At 62.6% G+C, this 20767-nt stretch carries 20 protein-coding genes; 11 read left to right on the top strand and 9 right to left on the bottom strand.

Translation table 11 applies throughout. The annotated features are described in order from the left end of the window. Positions 1 to 231: 231 nt before the first annotated feature. The 9 genes from acsA (at position 232) to Q7V03_RS20505 (ending at position 11794) form a co-directional block, all read left to right on the top strand. Positions 232 to 1953: an acetate--CoA ligase gene (acsA, locus tag Q7V03_RS20545; protein ID WP_304927453.1), complete on the top strand. Its 1722-nt coding sequence runs from the start codon at positions 232 to 234 to the stop codon at positions 1951 to 1953. Further along, the gene (gene pdhA / locus Q7V03_RS20540; RefSeq protein ID WP_304927452.1) at positions 1950 to 3941 is read left to right on the top strand and encodes a pyruvate dehydrogenase (acetyl-transferring) E1 component subunit alpha; all 1992 of its coding nucleotides are present in this window, start codon (positions 1950 to 1952) and stop codon (positions 3939 to 3941) included. The genes acsA and pdhA overlap by 4 nt, the downstream gene beginning before the upstream one ends. Next, positions 3938 to 5152, top strand: a complete 1215-nt coding sequence (locus Q7V03_RS20535) for a dihydrolipoamide acetyltransferase family protein (protein ID WP_304927451.1) — start codon at positions 3938 to 3940, stop codon at positions 5150 to 5152. The genes pdhA and Q7V03_RS20535 overlap by 4 nt, the downstream gene beginning before the upstream one ends. Beyond that, a complete protein-coding gene (locus Q7V03_RS20530; RefSeq protein WP_304927450.1) occupies positions 5149 to 5397 on the top strand; it encodes an acyl carrier protein in 249 nt (82 codons plus the stop codon). The genes Q7V03_RS20535 and Q7V03_RS20530 overlap by 4 nt, the downstream gene beginning before the upstream one ends. 22 nt (positions 5398 to 5419) lie before the next feature. Beyond that, on the top strand, positions 5420 to 7237 hold the full coding sequence (gene ftsH, locus Q7V03_RS20525) for an ATP-dependent zinc metalloprotease FtsH (protein ID WP_304927449.1): 1818 nt from the start codon (positions 5420 to 5422) through the stop codon (positions 7235 to 7237). Between the two features lie 365 nt (positions 7238 to 7602). Further along, positions 7603 to 8856: an ABC transporter substrate-binding protein gene (locus Q7V03_RS20520; RefSeq protein ID WP_304927448.1), complete on the top strand. Its 1254-nt coding sequence runs from the start codon at positions 7603 to 7605 to the stop codon at positions 8854 to 8856. 65 nt (positions 8857 to 8921) lie between these two features. After that, on the top strand, positions 8922 to 9800 hold the full coding sequence (locus tag Q7V03_RS20515) for a carbohydrate ABC transporter permease (protein WP_304927447.1): 879 nt from the start codon (positions 8922 to 8924) through the stop codon (positions 9798 to 9800). Next, positions 9797 to 10684: a carbohydrate ABC transporter permease gene (locus Q7V03_RS20510; protein WP_304927446.1), complete on the top strand. Its 888-nt coding sequence runs from the start codon at positions 9797 to 9799 to the stop codon at positions 10682 to 10684. Before Q7V03_RS20515 ends, Q7V03_RS20510 begins: the two co-directional genes overlap by 4 nt. Positions 10685 to 10687: 3 nt before the next feature. Further along, the gene (locus tag Q7V03_RS20505) at positions 10688 to 11794 is read left to right on the top strand and encodes an ABC transporter ATP-binding protein (protein ID WP_304927445.1); all 1107 of its coding nucleotides are present in this window, start codon (positions 10688 to 10690) and stop codon (positions 11792 to 11794) included. A gap of 121 nt (positions 11795 to 11915) precedes the next feature. Here the strand turns inward: Q7V03_RS20505 and Q7V03_RS20500 are convergent, their stop codons facing one another. The 5 genes from Q7V03_RS20500 to Q7V03_RS20480 all read right to left on the bottom strand — a co-directional run bounded on the left by Q7V03_RS20500 (position 11916) and on the right by Q7V03_RS20480 (position 15474). Further along, positions 11916 to 12470 carry an HPF/RaiA family ribosome-associated protein gene (locus tag Q7V03_RS20500; protein WP_304927444.1) on the bottom strand — a complete coding sequence of 185 codons (555 nt, stop codon included), beginning with the start codon at positions 12468 to 12470 and terminating at the stop codon, positions 11916 to 11918. A 12-nt stretch (positions 12471 to 12482) separates the two neighbouring features. Continuing rightward, positions 12483 to 12932 (bottom strand): CBS domain-containing protein, encoded by a 450-nt coding sequence (locus Q7V03_RS20495; RefSeq protein ID WP_304927443.1) that lies wholly within the window; start codon positions 12930 to 12932, stop codon positions 12483 to 12485. Positions 12933 to 13027: 95 nt separating this feature from the next. After that, positions 13028 to 13183: a hypothetical protein gene (locus tag Q7V03_RS20490; RefSeq protein ID WP_304927442.1), complete on the bottom strand. Its 156-nt coding sequence runs from the start codon at positions 13181 to 13183 to the stop codon at positions 13028 to 13030. A gap of 6 nt (positions 13184 to 13189) precedes the next feature. Next, positions 13190 to 14080, bottom strand: a complete 891-nt coding sequence (locus tag Q7V03_RS20485) for a DNA-binding protein (protein WP_304927441.1) — start codon at positions 14078 to 14080, stop codon at positions 13190 to 13192. Between the two features lie 29 nt (positions 14081 to 14109). Beyond that, positions 14110 to 15474, bottom strand: a complete 1365-nt coding sequence (locus Q7V03_RS20480; protein ID WP_304927440.1) for a Do family serine endopeptidase — start codon at positions 15472 to 15474, stop codon at positions 14110 to 14112. A 452-nt stretch (positions 15475 to 15926) separates the two neighbouring features. On the opposite strand from Q7V03_RS20480, the gene Q7V03_RS20475 reads away from it, so the two are divergent. Continuing rightward, positions 15927 to 17150 (top strand): hypothetical protein, encoded by a 1224-nt coding sequence (locus Q7V03_RS20475; RefSeq protein ID WP_304927439.1) that lies wholly within the window; start codon positions 15927 to 15929, stop codon positions 17148 to 17150. A gap of 405 nt (positions 17151 to 17555) precedes the next feature. On the opposite strand, the gene Q7V03_RS20470 is transcribed toward Q7V03_RS20475, so the two are convergent. From Q7V03_RS20470 to Q7V03_RS20460, 3 genes are all read right to left on the bottom strand, one after another. Continuing rightward, on the bottom strand, positions 17556 to 17765 hold the full coding sequence (locus Q7V03_RS20470) for a DNA-binding protein (protein ID WP_304927438.1): 210 nt from the start codon (positions 17763 to 17765) through the stop codon (positions 17556 to 17558). Between the two features lie 419 nt (positions 17766 to 18184). Next, positions 18185 to 18493 (bottom strand): hypothetical protein, encoded by a 309-nt coding sequence (locus tag Q7V03_RS20465; RefSeq protein ID WP_304927437.1) that lies wholly within the window; start codon positions 18491 to 18493, stop codon positions 18185 to 18187. Continuing rightward, on the bottom strand, positions 18486 to 19181 hold the full coding sequence (locus Q7V03_RS20460; protein ID WP_304927436.1) for a hypothetical protein: 696 nt from the start codon (positions 19179 to 19181) through the stop codon (positions 18486 to 18488). Before Q7V03_RS20460 ends, Q7V03_RS20465 begins: the two co-directional genes overlap by 8 nt. A 227-nt stretch (positions 19182 to 19408) precedes the next feature. On the opposite strand from Q7V03_RS20460, the gene Q7V03_RS20455 reads away from it, so the two are divergent. Beyond that, complete coding sequence (locus Q7V03_RS20455) at positions 19409 to 19759, top strand: hypothetical protein (RefSeq protein WP_304927435.1); 351 nt, start codon at positions 19409 to 19411, stop codon at positions 19757 to 19759. On the opposite strand, the gene Q7V03_RS20450 is transcribed toward Q7V03_RS20455, so the two are convergent. Continuing rightward, positions 19723 to 20514 carry a WYL domain-containing protein gene (locus Q7V03_RS20450; protein WP_304927434.1) on the bottom strand — a complete coding sequence of 264 codons (792 nt, stop codon included), beginning with the start codon at positions 20512 to 20514 and terminating at the stop codon, positions 19723 to 19725. The two genes, Q7V03_RS20455 and Q7V03_RS20450, sit on opposite strands and share 37 nt — an antisense overlap. Positions 20515 to 20767 lie beyond the last annotated feature (253 nt).

Genomic DNA, 20767 nt, shown 5'->3' with positions numbered 1-20767 from the left:
CCATGCGCGCAGTCAGGCTCGCTCAGAACCGCGCGCATTTCATTGACGGCCATCAAGCGTCTGAACGAAGCGTCGCCATGCAATCCTTCTCAGCCCTTGATGACCTGTGTCAACGACAGACGCAGTCCCGCGCCCAAGACTGTGCCTGAAGTGCCGACTCGGGGTGCCCTGGTTGATCTGGGCGCTTTGGGGCAGTCGCAGCGACCTTTCATTGGCGCACCGAGAGGGAAGATGACCTACGCAGTTATCAGGAAAGCAGTTCAGCAAACGGGCGTCAGCCAAATTCCGACCGGCTGGGATGCCGCCCGTTCGCGGCTGCAGGGCCTGCCGGGTGGCGGGTTGAACATCGCGCATGAGGCAGTGGACCGGCACGTCGCAGCGGGCCATGGCGCGCAAGCTGCGCTGATCTGGCTGGGGCGCGAAGGCGCGCGGCGGGTCATGACCTACGCCGATCTGGCCGCCGATGCCGCCCGCTTTGCGCAGGTGCTGGGCGCCCACGGCATCGGGCCGGGGGAACGGATGTTCCTGCTCTCGGGTCGGGTGCCCGAGCTTTACGCCGCCACGCTGGGCGCCCTGAAGGCAGGCGTGGTGGTCAGCCCGCTTTTCGCCGCTTTCGGGCCGGAACCGGTGCGGGCGCGCATGGAGATCGGCGGGGCAAGCGTGCTGGTCACCACCGAGGCGCAGTATCGCCACAAGGTCGCCGATTGGCGGGCGGGGATGCCGTCGCTGAAGCTGGTGCTGATCATCGGCGACGCTGCACCGGAAGGCTGCGTGGCGCTGGGCCCGGCGATGGCCGCCGCCCCCGCCACCTTTGACACCCACCCGACCTTGTCCGAGGACATGGCACTTTTGCACTTCACCTCGGGCACCACCGGGCTGCCGAAGGGCGTGGTGCATGTGCAGGAAGCCGTGGTTGCCCATGCCGAAACCGGGCGGCTGGCGCTGGATCTGCACCCTGGCGACATCTACTGGTGCACCGCCGATCCCGGTTGGGTGACGGGGATGAGCTATGGCATCATCTCGCCCCTGTGCAACCGCGTGACGATGGTGGTCGACGAGGCCGAGTTCGACCTTGACCGCTGGTATGGCATCCTTGAGCGGGAAAGGGTGCAGGTCTGGTACACCGCCCCAACCGCGATCCGCATGATGATGCGCGCGGGGGATGCGGCGGCCAAGGGCCATGATTTCAGCGCGTTGCGGTTCCTGGCCTCAGTGGGGGAACCCCTGAACGCGGAATGCGTGATCTGGGGTCAACAGGTCTTCGGCCTGCCGTTCCACGACAATTGGTGGCAGTCCGAAACCGGCGGCATCATGATTGCCAATACGGCGGACATGGAAATCAAGCCCGGCGCGATGGGCAAGCCCTTGCCCGGGATCAAGGCGGGGATCGTGTCACGTGACGGCGACACGGCAACCGAACAACCCGACGGAACGATTGGCGAGCTGGCGCTGCGGCCCGGCTGGCCGTCGATGATGCGGGCCTATCTGGGCCAGCCAGAACGCTATGCCAAATGCTTTGTCGGCGGCTGGTATCTGACCGGCGACCTCGCGATGCGCGACAGTGACGGGTATTACTGGTTCGTCGGGCGGGCGGATGACCTGATCAAATCCTCGGGCCACCTGATTGGCCCGTTCGAGGTGGAAAGCGCATTGATCGAACACCCCGCAGTGGCCGAGGCCGCGGTGATCGGCATCCCGGACAAAACTGCGGGCGAGGTGGTCAAGGCCTTCGTCACCCTGAAGGCCGGGTATGAGGCAGGTGAGGCTCTGGAGCGCGAATTGCGGGGCCATGCCCGCAAACGCCTTGGCCCCGCCGTCGCCCCGCGCGAAATCGTGTTCCGCGACAGCCTGCCCCGGACGCGGTCGGGCAAGATCATGCGGCGGCTTTTGCGCGCCCGCGAACTCGGTTTGCCAGAGGGCGATCTCTCGACGCTGGAAGGGGATGCGAAATGACCAAGGTCAGGCTGGACCACGCCCATGTCAGTGGTCTCTTGCGCGGAATGATCCGCATCCGGCGCTTTGAAGAAAAGTGCTATGAGCTTTACACGCAGGAAAAGATCCGCGGCTTTCTGCATCTTTACGATGGCGAAGAGGCGGTCGCGGTCGGCATCGCAGCGGCGCTGGAGCAGCGCGATCGCGTTGTCTCGACCTACCGCGAACACGGCCATGCGTTGGCGCGTGGGCTAAGCATGGAATCCGCACTGGCCGAGATGTATGGCAAGGCCACCGGCTGCGCAGGCGGGCGCGGCGGGTCGATGCATCTTTTCGATGCAGAGACGAATCTTTACGGCGGCAATGCCATCGTCGGCGGCGGCCTGCCGCTGGCGGCGGGCCTGGGTCTGGGTGACGTGATGCAGGGCCAGGACCGGGTCACGGCCTGTTTCTTCGGCGATGGCGCGCTGGCCGAGGGTGAGTTTCACGAGGCGATGAATCTGACCGCGCTGTGGAAGCTGCCGGTTCTTTTCGTGCTGGAAAACAACCTTTACGCCATGGGCACGGCGGTGGCGCGGGTTCAGGCCAACACCGACTTTGCAACGCGCGCCGCCAGCTATGGCATGCCCGCCGAAAGCGTGGACGGCAACGACGTGGTGGCGGTCGAGGCAGCGGCCCGGCGGCTGGTCGAGGCGATCCGCACCGGTGGCGGGCCGCAATTTCTGGAATGTCGCACCTACCGCACTCGCCCCCATTCGATGTTCGACGCCGAGAAATACCGCGAAAAGGCTGAAGTTGCCGAATGGCGCAAGAAAAGCCCGATCACCCGGTTCCAAGGCTGGCTTCTGGACAACAACCTGCTGCATCAGGATGAGGTCGACGCCATCGAGTTGGAGGTCGAGGCGCAGCTGAGAAACGCCGCCGCCGCCTGCGAACAGGCCCCTTGGGAACCGGTGGAGGATCTGACCCGCCATCTGGTCGCTGCCAATCGGCCCGCGCCGCCCGTCACATTGGCCCCCAATACCCTGACCGACAGCACCTACCGCGACTGCTGTCGGGCGGCGATCACCGAGGCGATGCTGAAGGACGACCGCGTCTTCATGATGGGCGAGGATATCGGCGCCTATGGCGGCTGTTATGCGGTCTCGATGGGTCTGCTCAAGGAATTCGGCCCTGACCGCATCCGCGACACGCCGCTGTCCGAATCCGCCTTCACCGGGGCGGGGATCGGGGCGGCGTTGGTCGGCATGCGCCCTATCGTCGAGATCATGACGGTGAACTTCTCGCTGCTGGCGCTGGACCAGATCCTGAACACCGCCGCCACCATCTGCCACATGTCCGCCGGGCAGTTCGGCGTGCCCCTTGTGATCCGCATGGCCACCGGCGCCGGGCGGCAACTGGCAGCCCAGCATTCCCATTCGCTCGAGGCGTTCTTTGCCCATATCCCCGGCCTGCGGGTCGTGGCCCCTGCCACGCTTGAGGATGCGCGGGGCATGCTGGCGACCGCGCTGGAAGACCCCGACCCGGTGATCATTCTGGAACATGTCATGCTGTACAACATGACCGGCAAGATCGCCGCCAACGCGGGCGCGGTGGACATCGACCATGCGGTGATCCGGCGACCGGGGCGCGAGGTGACGCTGATTTCGTGGTCGAATGCCCTGTGGAAAGCGCTTGAGGCTGCCGAGGCGCTGGCGAAAGAGGGGATCGAGGCCGAGGTGATCGACCTGCGCAGCCTGCGTCCGCTGGACGACGCAACCATCATGGCCTCGGTCGACCGCACCCGACGCGCGGTGATCGTGGATGAGGGTTGGCGCACCGGCTCGCTGTCCGCCGAAATCGCGGCGCGCGTGCAAGAGGCGTGTTTCTGGCACCTTGATGCGCCGGTTGCGCGCGTTTGCGCCGTCGAAGTGCCGGTGCCATACCCCAAGCATCTGGAAACCGCCGCCCTGCCGCAGGTCGCCGACATCATTGCAGCGGTCCAGGCGCTGCCGGGGGTGATGGCATGAGCATCTTCACCATGCCCTCCCTCGGTGCCGACATGGAGGAAGGCAAGCTGATCGAATGGCTGGTCAAACCGGGCGACCGGGTGGCGAAGGGCGACATCGTCGCGGTGGTCGAGACCCAGAAGGGTGCCATCGAGATCGAGGTCTTCGAGGCGGGCGTGATCGCTGCCCTGCTGGCCGCGCCGGGTGAGACCCTGCCGGTGGGCGCACCGCTGGCGCGGCTTGGCGAAGCCGATGAAGGCGTTCCCCCGACCGCCGCCCCGCCCCGGCCAGATGCCCCCAAAGCTGCCGGGCCGCCCGTGGCTGAAGTGGCAGGGAAACCCGTCGCCGAACCGGTTGCCGCAGCATTGCCGGTTGGCGGCGCACCCCTGCTTGCCTCGCCCGCGGCGCGCGCCCGTGCGGCAGAATTGGGGCTGAAACTTGGCGCCGTTCACGGATCAGGGCCGGGCGGTGCGGTTCTGTTGGCCGACGTCGAACGTGCAGCCATAGCCCGGCCAGCGCCCACTGCGTCGGGAATGGACAGCCGCCCGAAGGGCAAGCCCGGCCTCGACATGGTCGAGATGCGGCGGGCTATCGCAACCGCCATGACTCGCTCGAAACGCGAGATCCCGCATTACTACCTTTGCCATGAGATTGACCTGCAATCCGCACAGGACTGGCTGACGGCCCATAACGCGGACCGCGTTCCCGACCAGCGGCGGCTGATGGGCGCGCTGCTGGTCCGTGCCACAGTCAGGGCGCTTGCCAAGGTGCCAGAGTTGAACGGTCGCTTCGAGGCCGAGCCCTATGCCCCCTCGGCCGCCATCCACTGCGGGCTGGCTGTTGCGCTGCGGGGCGGCGGGCTTATCGCCCCCGCGATCCTTAATACCCAGGACATGGACCTTGATGCGATCATGACCGCCATGCGCGACATGGTCGCCCGTACCCGCACCGGTCGTCTGCGCAACAGCGAGATTACCCAAGGCACGATCACCGTCTCATCCTTGGGCGAGACCGGGGTGGATGCCTTGGTTGGCGTGATCTACCCGCCGCAGGTGGCGCTGGTGGGCTTTGGCGCCCCGCGCCTGAAACCGGTGGTTTTCAAGGGCGCGGTCCAGCCCCGTCTTGCTGTAACGGTCAGCCTTGCGGCTGACCACCGGATAAGCGACGGCCGCCGCGGCGCGCAGTTTCTGGCCGAGATCGACCGCTTTTTGCAGGAGCCCGAGAGCCAATGACCCCGTCCGATCTTCGCGCAGCCTTCCTTGACGAGCTGACCACCATCGCTCCTGATCTTGACGCAGAAAGCATCGGGGACGATGATCGCTTGCGCGATGACCTAGGGTTGGACTCCATCGACTTTCTGAACCTTGTCAGTGCATTGCACGAAAGATTCGGCCTGCCGATCCCCGAGGCGGATTATCCAAGGCTGGCCACCCCCGCAAAGGCCGTGGCCTATCTGGCCGAAATGCTTGCGCTCTGATCGCCACAGGAAGAAAACGCCCATGGACCGCAACCAGCAACTCCACCTGTGGTATTTCGTGGCGGCCTTCATGGGCCTTCTCCTGGTGCAGACCTGGCTGTCGCAGGCCACTGTCACCGAACGTATCCCCTACAGCACCTTCCTGGAGTATCTGGAAGCCGACCGCGTTGCCGAGGTCACCGTTCGGGCTGAACAGATCGAAGGGCGCTATCTTGATCCGATCAACGGCCACACGCATTTCATCACCAATATCGTTCCCCCCGAACTGACCGAGCGGCTGGAACAGTCAAAGGTGGAATTTGACGGGACGGTGCAGAACACCTTCCTGTCGATGCTGTTGTCCTGGCTTGTGCCAATGCTGCTGATCTTCGCGCTGTGGAGTTTCTTTTTGCGCGGGGCGATCGAAAAGCAGGGGATGGGCGGGATGATGAGCGTCGGCAAATCCCGTGCCAAGGTCTATGTCGAACGCAATACCGGTGTCACCTTCGACGATGTGGCAGGGGTCGACGAGGCCAAGGCCGAGCTGAAAGAGATCGTCGATTTCCTGAAGGAACCGAAGAAGTTCGGCCGCCTGGGCGCGCATATCCCCAAGGGCATCCTGTTGACCGGCCCGCCTGGCACCGGCAAGACGCTGTTCGCCCGTGCGGTCGCGGGCGAGGCTAGGGTGCCGTTCTTCTCGATCTCGGGCAGCGAATTCGTTGAGATGTTCGTGGGCGTCGGTGCCGCGCGGGTGCGCGACCTTTTCGATCAGGCGCGAAAGGCTGCACCCTGCATCATCTTCATTGATGAGCTGGATGCCCTTGGGCGTCGGCGCGGTATCGGTGGCCTTGGTGGCGGGCATGACGAGAAAGAGCAGACACTGAACCAGCTTCTGTCGGAACTGGATGGCTTTGATCCGCGTGAAGGGATCGTTCTTCTGGCCGCGACCAACCGGCCCGAGATCCTTGACCCCGCCTTGATGCGGGCCGGTCGCTTTGACCGGCAGGTCGTTGTGGACCGCCCCGACAAGGCCGGCCGCGCCGCCATCCTGCGCCTGCATCTGCGCAAGGTGAAGGTAGGCCCTGGTCTTGATATCGATGAGGTGGCGGGCATGACCCCGGGTTTCACCGGGGCGGAACTGGCCAATCTGGTGAATGAGGCCGCGATCCATGCCACCCGGCGAGAGGGCGAAGCCGTCACCATTGCCGACGTCACCTCTGCCCTTGAACGGGTGGTTGCGGGGATGGAACGCAAGGGGCGGCTGCTGAACGCGCGCGAGCGTGAAACCGTCGCATGGCACGAGATGGGCCACGCACTTGCCGCAGCGCAACTGCCGGGAGCCGATCCGGTGCGCAAGGTTTCGATCATCCCGCGCACCATCGGGGCGCTGGGCTATACCATAACAAGACCGACCGAGGATCGTTTTCTGATCACCCGGTCAGAGCTGGAAAACCGCATGGTGATGTTGCTGGCGGGCCGCGCGGCAGAGCAGATCCGCTTTGACGAAATGTCCACCGGGGCCGCTGATGATCTGGTGCGCGCCACCGACATCGCCAAACAGATCGTCACCCGATTCGGTATGCACGAGGTGCTGGGGCAGACGGTTCTGGAACCCGACCGCGGCGGGTTTCTGGGCGAGGACCGGGTCAGTTTCACCCCGCGCGACCACTCCGAGGCGACAGCCCGGGAAGTCGATCTCGCGGTGCGCGGGTTGCTGGACGCTGCCTATCAGCGGGCGATTGCCCTGTTGACGGCAGCCCACGCCGACCTTGAGGCCGGGGCCCGGCTTCTGATGGACCGCGAGACGATCACGCCGGCTGATTTCCCACCTCTTGAGCCGCAGAAGGCGCGCGCCGCTTGAAACGCAAGCGCACTTGGCCACATCCCGGGCCGCATGTGGCGACCATCGCATGAATTCAACTGTGGACGAGCAACCTTAGACGGCCACCGGCGACGCGGCTGACCTGTGCTGTCTGATTGCGCGATGCGCGTGGTTCAGGGTGTGGCGTCTGTTTTGAATCCATTATCTGTGGATCCTCCCCCGGTCGACCGTTGGCGTATCCCCAGGGGGCGTTGACGGTCATCAATGCGCCCACTGGCCCGGCGTCCGATCCTGTTGGCGGATGGCCAGACTTCAGGGGCACGGGACTTGCCGTGGTTCCAGTTGATGATGGCCTCGCACGACAAGCCAGTGGTGCTTGGGCCTGTTTCAGAAAGGGGAAAGCGATGTTCGGATTTCGAAAACTGACTGCGGTTGCGGCGTTGCTGGGCAGTGTATTTGCAAGTGGTGCCTGGGCCGAAGGCACGGTTGAAGTGCTGCACTGGTGGACTTCGGGCGGCGAAGCCAAGGCGGTGGGAGAATTGAAGAGCGCGTTTGAGGCGCAGGGCGGCATCTGGATCGATTCACCGATTGCGGGGGGCGGCGGCGACGCTGCGATGACGGCCCTGCGGGCGCGCGTGGTTGCCGGCAACCCGCCGACGGCAGTGCAGCTGAAGGGCCCCGGCATCCAGGAATGGGCCGGCGAGGGTGCGTTGAACGATGTGCAAGCCGTGGCGACGGCCGAAAACTGGGACAGCGTGCTGCCGCCGGTTCTGGCCGAGATCATGAAATACGACGGCAAGTACGTTGCAGCACCCGTGAACATCCATCGGGTGGACTGGATCTGGGCCAGCCCGGTGGCGCTGGAAAAGGCTGGCATCACCGAGATGCCGACGACGTGGGAAGAGTTCAACGCCGCCGCCGAAAAGCTGGAAGCGGCGGGTCTGGTGGCCTTGGCCCACGGCGGCCAGCCCTGGCAGGACGCCACCGTTTTCGAGGATGTGGTCCTTGGGGTCGGCGGCCCCGACTTCTACCGCAAGGCGCTGGTGGAACTTGACCCTGCGGCCTTGACCTCGGACACGATGGTGGCTGCCTTCGACCAGCTTCGCACCCTGCGCGGCTTTGTGGATGACGGCTTTTCCGGGCGCGACTGGAACCTTGCCACCGCCATGGTGATCCGTGGCGAGGCGGGCTTCCAGATCATGGGCGACTGGGCCAAGGGTGAGTTTCTTGCCGCCAGTCTGGTGCCGGGAAAGGACTTCTACTGCATCCCCACCCCGGGCGATGGGTTCGTCCTGAACTCGGACAGCTTCACCTTCTTCAAGGTTGCGGGCGACGAGAACCTGAAAGGTCAGCAGGTGTTGGCCAGCCTGATCATGTCTCCTGTGTTCCAGAAGACCTTCAACCTTGCCAAGGGGTCAATCCCCGCACGGACGGACGTCGCACTGGACGACTTCGACGATTGCGCCAAGCGGTCGCATGAGGATCTCTTGAAGGCCACCGAGGCTGGCGCGCTGGTGCCATCGATGGCGCATGAAATGGCCATCCCGCGGTCGGTCCGGGGCGAGATTCTGGATGTGGTGACCAAGTTCTTCAACTCGGACATGTCGTCGAAGGATGCCACGACTGCACTGGCTGACGCGGTTGCGCGCGCGATGTGACAAGGCAAGACTCCGGGGCCGTTCAGCGGCCCCGGGGATGCCACCGGATGGCAAGGAATGTCAGCATGGGCAGCAAGTTGGGGCGCGCGCTTGAACGGCGGTTGCCGCTGATTGTGGTTTCGCCGCTTTTCGCGGCAAGCCTTGTCTTCGTATATGGTTTCATCCTCTGGACGGTGTGGATCTCGTTCACGAAATCGCGAGTTTTGCCGACCTACGACTTCGCCGGACTTCTGCAGTACGAACGGCTGTGGAGCACCCCGCGCTGGCATGTGGCCCTGTCCAATCTGGTGATCTTCTGGGCGCTGTTCGTCGTCCTGTGCCTGGTCATCGGGACGCTTCTTGCCATCCTTCTGGACCAGCGCATCCGCATCGAGGGCGTGATCCGCACGATCTACCTCTACCCTATGGCATTGTCGTTCGTGGTGACGGGAACGGTGTGGAAGTGGATGCTGAACCCCGGCCTCGGGTTGGAACATGTGATGCAGCAGGCCGGGTTTGAGGGTTTCCGCTTCGACTGGCTCGTGAACCCAGATTTCGCGATCTACACCGTGGTGGTTGCCGGGGTCTGGCAATCCTCGGGCTACGCGATGGCGCTGTTTCTGGCGGGTCTGCGGTCGGTCGATGATGAACTGCTGAAGGCCGCCGCGATTGATGGCGCCGGGCCCTTGCGTATCTACCTGCGGATCGTGCTGCCGATGCTGCGGCCGGTGCTGATGTCGGTGGTGATCATCCTCAGCCACCTTGCGATCAAAAGTTTCGATCTGGTGGTCGCGCTGACCGGGGGCGGGCCCGGCTATGCCACCGACATGCCCGCGACTTTCATGTATGCCTTCGCGTTTCAGCGCAGCGAGTTAGGCCTTGCCGCCGCAAGTGCCGTGATGATGCTGATGACCGTGATCGCGATCATCGTGCCCTATCTTTATTCCGAGCTGCGGCGCAGATGAAACAGGCATCCGGCATCGTCAGGCCGAAGGGCTGGTGGCAAACCCTGCAGCGGCTGTTTCTGTTCGCTGTGCTTGGCCTCTTCTGCATCTACTACCTTGTGCCGCTGTTCGTGATGGTTTCAACCTCGCTGAAGTCGCTGGCCGAGATCCGCGAAGGCACGCTGCTGGCCCCACCCCGCGCGATCAACGGCGAGGCTTGGGCCAAGGCGTGGAGCACGGCCTGCGTCGGTGTGCGCTGCAACGGCCTGGCGCCCTATTTCATGAACTCGGTGCTGATGGTGGTGCCGGCGGTCCTGATCTCGACCTTCCTTGGCGCGCTGAACGGCTATGCCCTGACCAAATGGCGGTTCCGCGGTGCGGATATGATCTTTGCGCTGATGCTGTTCGGCGCATTCATCCCGTTTCAGGTGATCTTGTTGCCGATGGCCCGCACCCTTGGCGAACTTGGGCTTGCCGGCACGATCCCCGGGCTTGTCTTCGTCCACACCGTCTACGGGTTGGCCTTTACCACACTGTTCTTCCGCAACTTCTTCATCGGCGTGTCAGATGGCATCGTGCAGGCAGCCCAGATTGACGGAGCAGGGTTCTTCGGCATCTTCTTCCGCATCGTCCTGCCCATGTCGATCCCCGCCATCGTGGTCACGGTGATCTGGCAATTCACCCAGATCTGGAACGACTTTCTCTTCGGCATCGCCTTCACCGTCGGCGAAAGCAACCCGGTGACCGTGGCGCTGAACAACGTCGTCAACACGTCGACCGGGGTGAAGGAATACAACGTCGACATGGCCGCCGCGATCATCGCAGCGCTGCCGACGCTGGCCGTCTATGTGCTGGCGGGTGCGTGGTTCGTGCGCGGCCTGTCTGCCGGAGCGGTGAAGGGATAACAGATGGCGGGAATTTCCTTGAAAGGCGTGCGCAAGAACTTTGGGGCGACCGAGGTGATCAAGGGCATCGACCTTGACATCGAACAGGGTGAATTCGTCGTGCTTGTCGGCCCGTCTGGTTGCGGCAAGTCCACGCTTTTGAACCTGATCGCCGGGCTTGAAACCCTTAGCGCCGGTGACATCCTGATTGGCGGGCGCACGGTCAACGACGTGCCGCCGCGTGACCGTGACATTGCGATGGTCTTTCAGTCCTACGCGCTTTACCCGACCAAGACCGTGCGCGACAATATCACCTTCGGCATGGAAACGCGCGGGGTACCAAAGGCGGCGCAGGCGGCAGCGCTGAAGGAATTCGCGGGGCTTTTGCAGATCGACCACCTGCTGGACCGCAAGCCGGGGCAACTGTCGGGCGGCCAGCGCCAACGGGTGGCGATGGGGCGCGCGCTGGTCCGCAAGCCCGAGGTGTTCCTGTTCGACGAACCCCTGTCGAACCTTGACGCCAAGCTACGTATCGAGATGCGGACCGAGATCAAGAAGCTGCACCAGCGCCTTGGCAAGACCGTGGTCTATGTGACCCACGACCAGATCGAGGCGATGACGCTGGCCTCGCGCATCGCGGTGATGGACGAAGGTCATATCCGACAGCTGGCCGACCCCGAAACCGTTTACGAAGACCCGGTTGACCTGTTCGTGGCAGGTTTCATGGGGTCGCCCCCGATGAACATGCTGGCCGGTCGGCTGGTCCGCGACGGCGGCATGGCCGTCCTTTGCGATGATGGCCCAAGCCAGATCCGCTTTCCGCTGCCCGACCGGATCGCGGGCCGCGTGGCCGGGTCCGAAGGGCGCGACGTCGTCCTTGGCCTGCGCCCCGAGACGATCTTTGCCGCTGGTACCCAGCTTCCCGGCCCGGACCGGTTTCTGTTCGAACGCCCAGTGGTGGTGGACGAACCGACAGGGCCAGACACGATGATCGTCTTCGAAATCGGCGGACAAGACCTGATCGCCAGAGTCCGGCCAAAAGACGCACGGCCGCCCGGGGCACCCTTCCGCTTCGAGGTTGAGATGGACCGCGCCAAGCTGTTCGACGCCAGGACCGGACTAAGGCTGTAAAGTGGGCGCAACCTGCATTGGCTGGCCACACGGCGCACATCCGCAAAAAGGTATCTGCCAGCAGGGCCAATCAGGCGATTTTGGTGGCCGCAGGTCATCTGACCATTCTGGCACACGCCCCTTATGGGGCGGGGGCGACATCCACCGCGAAGGGGCCCTTTTCCCCGTCCTGTTCGCGGAACCGCAGCCGCGCGCCCAAGGCAAGGTCGTCCCAGGCGCCGGTTACAAGACCGTCCTTCTGGAAATAGACCTCGCGTCCGTCGTCGGCGCGCACGAAACCATATCCCAACTCCGGCTCAAGCTCGACGATCTCGCCGTGCAGGATGACCGGGTGATGTTTCACCTCTTGCCCGCCCATGATCCTGCTGGTTTCCTTGATCCGCTTTTCCAGTGCCGTGAATGTTGCATTCACCGCCAGGATGATATCGTCCGCAGCATGGCCGTGGCGCACGATGCGCGCCACGTCAAGATCCGGGCCCGGTACGTCAAGATGCAGACGGACATCAAAGCCCCGGGCGGCGTGCCTTGGCTTTTGCGGGGCATCCAGTGTGATGCGCAGCCCCACCGCCTCGGGACAAAACCGTTCGACCGCTTCGATACGCTTGTGGATGATTTCTTCGACAGCCTCTGACCGCGGGACATTGCGCCAGCTGATAATGGGTTCGCGCTGCATCATTTGTTCCGGGCTTCAGGGGTGATGGTCGGCAACGGCGTTGACGACCTCGCCCAGCAGTTGCCGTGGCATGGCGCCGGCGATGTCTCCAAGGCTCAGCATCCCGACCAGCCGCTTCCTTTCGTCGATCACCGGCAGGCGGCGGATCTTCTTTTGCTCCATCATGTGAAGGGCATCCTCGACGGTTTGGCTGGTCAGGCACCAGACGATACCCGGCGTCATGACCTGTTCGACCGTGGTGTTGCCTGGATCGCGCCCTTCGCCGAGCACCCGCAGTGCCAGATCGCGATCGGTGACCATGCCGATCAGGCGGTCGTTGTGGCCCACCGGCAGCGCGCCGATGTCGCCCTCTTTCATCCGGCGCGCAACCTCGGCGACCGGTGTGTTTGCCTCGACCCATTCAGCGGGGGCATGCATGATCCTGGCGATTTCCATCTGACGTCCTTTCGTTGCTTGCATCTTCATCCGCTCATCCCGTTCGGATCGAGGGCCGATGCGGTGGTCTGCCTGCCATGAACCAAGGCCAGACGCTGGCCGGTCATCGGTGCGACGCTAAGCGTTCAGATCCTTTGGATGTGCGTATGGTGCTGACGTTGCGCCACCCGGGCACTGCCGTCATTGATGAACGTCAACAAGCCGGACATCAGCGGCACGTCGCGGGCACCAACGTGGGCGCGGTGACAGGGCACCCCGCCAAAGTCGGGTTTGTGCAGCATTCGGCTTCAACCCTGCGCCCGTCCGGTGGGACTGACCAAGAGAGCCTCGCATTCTGCCTCGCGGCCGCGCACGACGCGCTGACCCGCCAGTGGGCCGCGCGTTTCGGTCACGATGGTGCAGCTTCCTTCCGGCTGGCCGTCCTTGCGGAAATACACCACCAGCCAATCCTGGGTCTTGCCCAGTTCATGCGCGCACGCCGTGTTCGACCACATCAGCGTCAGGTGCCAGTCGTCGCGCCGGGCGTGCATCACCGGTAGCCAGGCCTTCACCTCGGGGTTGAAGCGCTTTGGGGCGATCAGTCGCAACTGCCCCGCGGCGGCCTTTGCGCGATAAATCCGGTCTGCGTCAAGCAATAGGCTGACCGGTGGCGGCGTGACAGGCCCCAGGCCGCGCCGTGCAGTTCTGATGCGGCCAAGGCGTTCGTTGACCTGCGACAGGATCAACTGCCTGCGGCGGCGACCAATGCCGGGAATGGGACGCCCACCGGGTTGCAGGGCGATTTCCAACTCTTCCAGCGTCTCGATATCCTCGTCATCGGCCAGACGCCTGGCAAGGATGGTGCCGATGCCGGGAAGGGTCATGAACAGCTGTGCGGGTGCTGCGTCGCCTCGCAGGCGGTCAAGCTGCGACCAGCGGCCCAGGGTCAGCATCTCGGCAATGGCAGCCGCGATTCCGCGTCCGATCTTTGGTTGGGCGATCAGGCCCGCAACACCTTCGCGCGCAAAGATGTCGCGCAGCGCGACGGGCAACGCGCCGACATGATCGGCCGCCTCCTGAAAGGCGCGGACGCGGAAAGCGTCGTCGCCCTGATGTTCCAGCAAGGCGGCATACTCCTGCAACCGCGCCGCGATGTCGGCGTTTTCGAGGATTGGTCCCTGTACGGCTGTGTCATCCATCTTGTGTCCGATGTCCCGACGAAGGGCCGCTACGGAAGGGCAAGCAGGACGGGAGTGCCCTGCCGTTCGACTTCGATCAGGATCGGATCGTCGGGGGCGGCTGCGGTCACGGCATCGCGGAACTGGTCGATCCGGTCCACCTTGGTGCTGCCCACGGCAATGATGCGATCCCCCACCATCAGGCCCGCGCGGGCGGCACCGCTGGCCGGTTCGACGGCTGCGACCATGCTCCCGCGCTGATCCTCGGCAAGCGCCAGCCCTTGCAGGCGTGACGGCTCGGCTTCCCCGCTGGTTCTCAGGCGTTGCTGTGTCAGCGTCTGGTCCTTGGCTGCCAGAACGGCCTCTACCATCATCCGCTTGCCGTCGCGGGCGATGTCCAGCGTGATCTTCTGATCCGGTGATCGCAGGCCGATCTGATAGCGCAGGGCCGCCGGATCGGTGACCACCACCCCGTCCAGCGCAACGATCACGTCGCGGGGACGCAAGCCAGCCGCCTCGGCAGGGCCACCCGGCATGACCTGCGCCACCAGCGCGCCGCCCGGGGCGTCGAGGTCAAGCGCGCGCGCCAAGCCCGGCGTCACGTCCTGAATGAAGACACCCAACTGACCGCGCCGCACCTGCCCGTCGCGCACCAACTGGTCGGCAATCGCCATTGCCATATCCACAGGAATGGCAAAGCCGATCCCGGCCGATCCCTGTGACGGGGTCAGAATGGCGGTGTTGATCCCGACCAACTCTCCCGCCAGATTGACCAGCGCCCCGCCCGAGTTTCCGGGGTTGATCGACGCATCGGTCTGGATGAAATTCTCATACCCCTCGATCCCCAGGCCCCGGCGACCAAGGGCGCTGACAATACCCAGTGTGACCGTCTGCTCCAGCCCGAACGGGTTGCCGATTGCCACGACATAGTCCCCGACCCGCAAAGAGGACGACTGACCGATCGGGATCTCGACCAGCCCCTCTGGCGCAATGCGCAGCGCGGCCACGTCGGTTTCCGGATCGACCCCCACCACCTTTGCATCCCGTTCGGTGCCATCCATCAGCCGGACCGTGATCTGCTCGGCATTCGCCACGACATGGGCATTGGTCAGCAGCAAGCCTTCGGCCGCATCGACGATCACGCCGGACCCGGCCGCCTGGAAAGGTTGCTCAGCTGGCGGAAGCTGTCCGAAGCCCTCGAAGAACTGACGAAAGAACGGGTCAGCCAGCAACGGCGTGGTGTCAGACTGACTGGTGCCCGTGACCGCGATGCTGACGACCGAGGGAACGGCCCGCTCGACCATTGGCGCCAGTGTGGGGGGCGCGAAAAGGCTGGTTTCGGCGGCAATGGGGGGCGTTTGGGCCGCCACGACAAGCAGCAGGGAAAGGACGTGAAAAAACCGGATGCTTGTCATGCTAGGTCACTCCTTCAAGCGATGCCGTCAGGGCAGCTGCCCGGCGGCCATGGGTGCAAGGGCGGTCGTCATCGGGCGTGTCCTGATTGCGCCGCCCGGAAATCTGGCGGCGGCTGATCGAAGGGCAGCTCTGTCGGGATCGCAGGTTCGTTTTCGGGCGGGAAATCTGCGGGGGATTCAGGTGGCGTGACGGGTGGGGTCTCTGACGGGGTGTCGCCTGGCGCCTCAGAGGGGCTATTGCCGGGCACCTCGGTTGGTGGGCGTCCCATCTCATGGGCCGGGAAGAAGTGACGCAGAGGCGGTGTGGGGTTGGATGGCTGCAAGGCTGTTGACCCAATCAATGATTGCAGACGCACCTTCAGTGCAATTGCGCGCCCGTGCATTGATGGCGATCAATGAAGCCCCGCAAGTGGCGCGCAGAATGGTCGCGCATCTTGCAAAAGGACTGTGCCATGCGAGCTTCATTCCGCGCCGTAATGCTGCTTGGGGCGGCCTCCTGGGCGACAGCCAGCGTCCCCCCGCTTGGGGCCGAGACGGCGCTGCAGACGAACGGCACCGACACCTTCATCGCGGTCTCTTCCGGCATGCCGGAATTGCAGGCCCCGGGCGATATCTTCGCCTCGGGCGGGGCGGTGGTGACCAAAGGGCGCGTGGTGGGCGATGCCCATGTGGCGGGCTTCAACCTTGATCTGGAAGCAGAGGTGGCGGGCGATCTTTACGCCGCCGGTGCCACTGCGACGCTTCGAGCGCCGGTGGGCGGTGATCTGTCGATGATGGGCTTTTCCTTGCGCACCGCTGGCACCGCCATCACCAAAGGCAACGCCCGGATGCTGGGCAGCACGATCACGATTGATGGCCCCGTCGGCGGTGCGCTGGCCGCGACCGGCGGCGAGATAACCTTGAACGCCGCCATCACCGGGGATGCCCTGTTGCAGGGCGGCAGCATCACCTTTGGCCCCATGGCGCGCATCGCGGGCAAGCTGACCTACTCCGCCCCCGAAGCCGTGACCATCCCGCCCGAGGTCATTCCCGCCGCGCGGGTGACCTATCACCCGACCCCGCCCCTGATGGACCAGTTCGAGCACATGCGCGATTGGGGCGACGGCTGGGCCGGCCGCGACATGCCCGCACTTCCCGGCACGTTTGCCATCGCGACGGCGTTCTTTGTCACGCTGGGGTTTCTGATCCTGCTGGGTGGGGTGCTTCTGGCGCTGGCCCCGCAGCGGGTCGAGGCGCTGCGTCGGGCGGGAACCTTGCGACCCGGGCTGATGGTACTGCTTGGCGTGCTGGGCATCGCCACACTGCTGGGGATGGTGCCCGTTGCGGCAATGACGGTGATCGGCCTGCCCTTCGTACCGATCGTGCTGCTGGCAATCCTGCTGGTCTGGACGCTTGGCTATGTGTTCGGGGCCTATGTGGTGGCGTTGCGTTTGTATCTGGCCTTTGGCGAGCAGAAAGATCCGGGACTGGGGCTTCGGATCGCACTGCTTGGCTGCGGCGTGCTGGTATTCTCGCTGCTGAACTTTGTGCCGGTGGTGGGCTGGATGGTGAACTTCGTGTTGGTGCTATTCGGCATCGGAGCTCTGTCGAGTGGCGTGTTGCGCGTTCTTGCGGCCCGCATCCTGCACAAACCGGCGGCAATCGAACCTCGGCCCCCAACCGTTGCAGTCGGTTGAAGTGAGGGTAGCCGGAGCAAAATCAACCAGACGCTTTTGCAGCCAAGTTGCATCTGCAGGAACTTCTTCAGGCGCACGACCCAAAGCTTTGGCGACACGGCGCAGCCCGGATTGAATATCCCGCCTGCGATCGTGAGAGAGATCGGAATGCTGCGCGGCCTGCGCCATAACTTCAGAGAACATCGGCGTGCCAACTCGAACGAAGGCCGTCTGCAGTCGTTTAGGGTCTATTTTTGACATCGGGAAATCTACCTCTGGTCAGTGTTGGTCTCGGGTGGACAGGACCGGACACAGCGTCCGATTCGGGAAGAGTGTAGCACAGAAAATCAGACACTTACGGAGATGGGGTATTCCCGACACATGCGTAACGCGTTGAATTATATAGACATTGATGGTCAGGAGAGATCACAGCCGCTGTGCGCGGCGATAGATTGCATGCGCGCCTTGGGTGACGCGAAGCAGGCGGCCGCCGGGGCCAACCCGCAGCGCTTGCAGCAACCCCACATCAATCGCGCGGCGCACCGTCTTCTCAGAACAAGCGTCCAAGAGTGCCACCTGTGCGACCGTCAAGAGGGTGTCGAGTGTGTCAGTCTTCGTTGAGGAATTTGCGGACATCTTGGGTCTCTCCTATTGCTGTTTGATTATTGGGCAGAGCTTCACGGGCAGCCTGACGTGCGAACAACTGGACCAGCGCACGAAATGCTGGGGGCAAATCGGGCTTTGGAACGACAGACGGGGCAGGGTGATTTGGCTGGTCAACGTTAATGTGCGGACGCATTGCGATCCACCCATGAAACCAGGATATTGAGTTGATTAAGGCCGTTCAACCGAAACAGGTTCCTGCGATTTGGATCCTGAGAAAGCCGACTTGCGCTATTTGCGGATGACTGACCGCAGTTGCTTGGAGCATCCATGATATGGCTTTCGCCAATCTACCTTATCGATCCATGCTCCGAATTTGTTCCGGTAAACTAGTGATCCTATGGGTTGTGGGTGTGCGTCGCCTTGACGGTGATCGCGGTGTTTACTGGTGCTCAGCGGCTCAGGTCATCCAACGATACGGTGAATTTGTGGCTCACACCGGCTTCGATGACGAGTTCACGGCGCAGATTTTTGCCGATGGTGCCCTTGATCTCGTAGCGAAAATGACCGTGTTCGAGCCCATCGTGAATGAGGCGCTCAATGCAATCAAACAAACGCCGTAGCTCTGAGCTGACGCTATCGCCACGTACCGCGTGATCATTAGGCGGAGTCATCGCCGTCTCCTCAAATTTTGCCGAAAGGTTTGAACAAGTCAGGCGGAACGGAACGTCGTTGCGAAGTGGAGCGGACATTTTATTCATCACCTTGATCGAAAAGGCGCTGAGAAATGATGAGGATCTCTGTCTGGGTGATAGTGCGCAAGACGCGCATTCCCCGTCCGGCAGCTACACTGCTGCCAGAGTCGGAGGAAACGCTGCGGGTCTCCAATTCTTTAATCCTCTCCAAACCTTCCAACGTCCTCGGGCGCATTGAATAAAGTTCTTCGATCTCCGCTGCACCAGCAAGGTCGAGATATTCAGTTGAAAATATAGGCAGCTGGATCGCACCTGTACGGCGCGAAGAATCGATCGATACGCTAAAGTACGGGCCATAATAGGTAGGTGTGCTAAACCCCTGAATGAGGGTGCGACCACTTTGGATACGTTCGTGATCTGAATGCAGCTCGAATAGCTTTGTCAGCACATCTTCCAGGATATGATCGTCGTGCAGATCTACGCGTGCGATAAGGCCGTCAATTGGAAAGACGTCTTTCGTTTGAAGCATCCGAATGAACTCAAATTCTTCGACTACCCGGCTTGGAGGCTCACCCGTGAGAAGTGCCAGGGAAAGCCGTGCGCCGTCACGAACAGTCATATGGGGTGCGTTCACGCCCCGGGCACCAGAGGTCAACCAGCCAGCCTCACGCAGCGCACGCGCGACGACAACGACCGTGGCCTCGGGAACGCCGAACGTTGATGATATGAGGCTGATGAGGGGTCCAATACGCATGACAGCTATATGTGCTGTACGCAGTTAGGTGTCAATGTCTATCTGTGTATAGCACAAATAGGTGTGGGGTACTCTGCGAATAGCCCGAGGCCACAAAACACACGGAAATGCTGAGAAGGGATCTGGGCTGTTGTCGGCATGCGCAGCAGCGTCGATCAAAATCCAGCATCTTTGCCCGTGAATGCCTCTTTCATTCGTCGAGGGCATGAGCTTGGAAAAGCGGCAAGATGACCGCGCGCTGGCATGACAAGGGTACCGCGACGAAGATCCGGACCCGTTTGATGGCCACCTACGCCGAAAAGGGGCTGGCAGCGATGAATCGGGCGCTATGCCTGTCCGAGGATTACTTCGTGTTGGAGCGCGACGCCTTCCTGCGCCGCTGGATGTCTGGGCGGGCCAAGGAAATCCGGCTACAGACCATGGGCACGTCGTGGCGCATGATCGTCGTCCCGCTGGACAACCCGATGCAGGCGGAAATTGTCCTCAATGACCATGAACAGGCCAACGTGCTGGCGCGTGCGTTGTTGGATCAGAGAGAGGTTTACGTATCCAAAGTGATTTGGACTGGGGCCGCGTAACCCACTTCCATATCGTCTATTAGATATTGCACGAGCGGTTGACGGAATTTAAAAGATCGCTGGCCTGTTTGATCTAGGCCATAGTCGAGCTGAATGCCGCGTTTGCGCGTCTGATCGTCGCTGCTGGTTGTATCGCTGACGGTGACCTTCTTGATTGTCTGCCACTGCATATCACGTTCATTGCCGACAAAAGCTATTTGCTCGTTGAGTGCTGCGGCGGTGACGCGGGAGAGGACAAAATCGCCATAATGGTTTTTGGAATGATCATAGGCGCGCATGTGCGTCCGCCCGACGATTTTAACGATTGCGTGGGGAGTAACGATGCGAGTGCTCGGGCCACTGCGTGAGTGATAGGTTATTTGCAACGCTTTTTTACTGCGAATAGAGTGTATAATCGCGCGTAAAATCCAGGGTTCTGGTTCGCGCCGTGGGATTTCGACATTGAAATAACTGGTGCCGCCGAAATTATCCTCGAGCCAAGTCTCAAGGCTCGGCATGCGCGAAAATAGCGGTTTGGCGGGGAGGGTTGTCTCAGGGGTAAGTTTGCCACCATGAATTCGGCTTGCAGCATTGCGCGCAAAGGTCACAGCGCCCGCTGCTTCATAGATATTTAGAAATTCTGCTTGATGGCGGGAGGCGCTCGGTTCGGACAGGCCGAAACGCTGGCAGTAAACTGCTTTCTCAGAGGAGCCAAATGTGCCGCCGTAATGCAGGCACGCTTCTATCCAGCCGAAAAGCACATCTTTCCTTGCCATAGAATAAAATCTTTCGTTTTGAAACTTTCCTGACTTTGGCAGGTAGTTGTTGTTGACCTGTGGTATTTTACAGTTAGGGTTCTCGCAACCTTAAAGTGAGTTGTGTAATGCTAGAGTATTCCCACCCGGATGTGCCTGACGTCCCAAAAAAAGAAGCGCTGCTTTCCTTCAAGCCAACTGGACGACCTCTCACTCTGCATGAGGTTTATGATGAGTTCTTACTGATGCGCGGTGCGCTCGATAAGCCGCTCAC

It is taken from the genome of Cypionkella sp., from assembly GCF_030652235.1.
In the GTDB taxonomy this organism is placed as follows: domain Bacteria; phylum Pseudomonadota; class Alphaproteobacteria; order Rhodobacterales; family Rhodobacteraceae; genus Cypionkella.
The sequence above is the reverse complement of the archived record's forward strand: the minus strand, read 5'-3'. Positions and strand labels throughout refer to the sequence as shown.